General features: G+C 38.0%; 1 protein-coding gene. It reads right to left on the minus strand.

Annotated features, from left to right (window positions below; all coding sequences use genetic code 11):
* Positions 1-663: 663 nt before the first annotated feature.
* Positions 664-1,247: peptidoglycan-binding protein (locus tag F6K49_RS50305; protein WP_293110364.1), on the minus strand; the 584-nt coding region annotated here is incomplete at its 5' end.

Genomic DNA, 1,247 nt, shown 5'->3' on the forward strand with positions numbered 1-1,247 from the left:
TCTCAGTTGAGGGAGTTTGAGGAATTTTTGTAAGTAACGGCGACGACTCTCAAATAATATCGGTTGAGTAAACAAAGCTGCTAAGCGTTCAATCCTTTGCGTGGTGATTTTGTAACAGCCCTACCAATAACTCAACAGTTATAAATTGAGTTGAGTTTAATCGGCTTTGAAGATGAGTCTGGTAAAATTGAGGTAGCATTTTCAATCTTATTGGTCTTGTTGACAATTGAGACCATTATTTTTTGACCACAAGTCGCTCTAATTGCCAATTCATAAGGCTTCTGGCTTGGTTGTCACCCCGTCATAAACGAATTCGCTATCCTGTGGTCAAAAAAGGAAAAACGGTTGCTAAAAAAGGTAAAAATAAGAAGACGTAACTAAAATTTTGAAGACATTTGTTAACATATTAGCTTCAAAATAACACTGGGTTATTTTATCATATTATAAACTCCAGTTAATCTAAATAATTATGAATAGTTGTATAAAATTTAAAAAATAAATAACCATTATAGGGACGTTTAATTATGTCTATATTTATCAATAAATAGCATCAATTTAAGCATGGTTATACCTAGATAAAGGAGGCTAAATAATTACTTTGTTAGCCTCCCGTTTTGGGTCATCGTCAACTACCAATTACCAATTGCAAATTACCGATTACCATTACTCCAGATTCAAAGTAGACCAAGTTATAGAACCTACAATCCCATCAGCATATAATCCTTTCGCTTTCTGATAAGCAATCACAGCAGATTTTGTCTGAGAGCCAAAATCCCCATCCGTTGAACCAGAATAAAATCCTTGGGTTTGGAGCAGCTGCTGTAGTTCCTCTACTTCTGATCCAACTGCTCCTTGAATTAAAGGAAGATAGGCCGATGAGGGTTGAACGTTACGCCATCTTTCTGAAAACTCTTCCAAGACTTCTTTTGGTAGTTGTTTTTGTAGCCACTCAATCGCTTGTTTTTGGTGAGGTAAGCCACGATAATACTTGTAGGTGTTAAGGAGCAGCACAGGCTCCCGCTTCTTGTTACCTGGTTCCGAAGGAGATTCCTCTGATGGTTTAGAAGAACTTTTCAGTGCTTCCCAGGTCTTTGAACCCACTAATCCATTGGCATCTAGTCCTTCAAACTTCTGAAAGGAAATCACTGCTTTGGTAGTAGCAGGACCAAAAATGCCATCAACTGGACCGGGACTAAACCCTTGAGTTTGGAGGGATTGCTGTAGCTCTTTGACTTTCAGACCAGTGA

The sequence above is a fragment of the Moorena sp. SIO3I6 genome, from assembly GCF_010672095.1.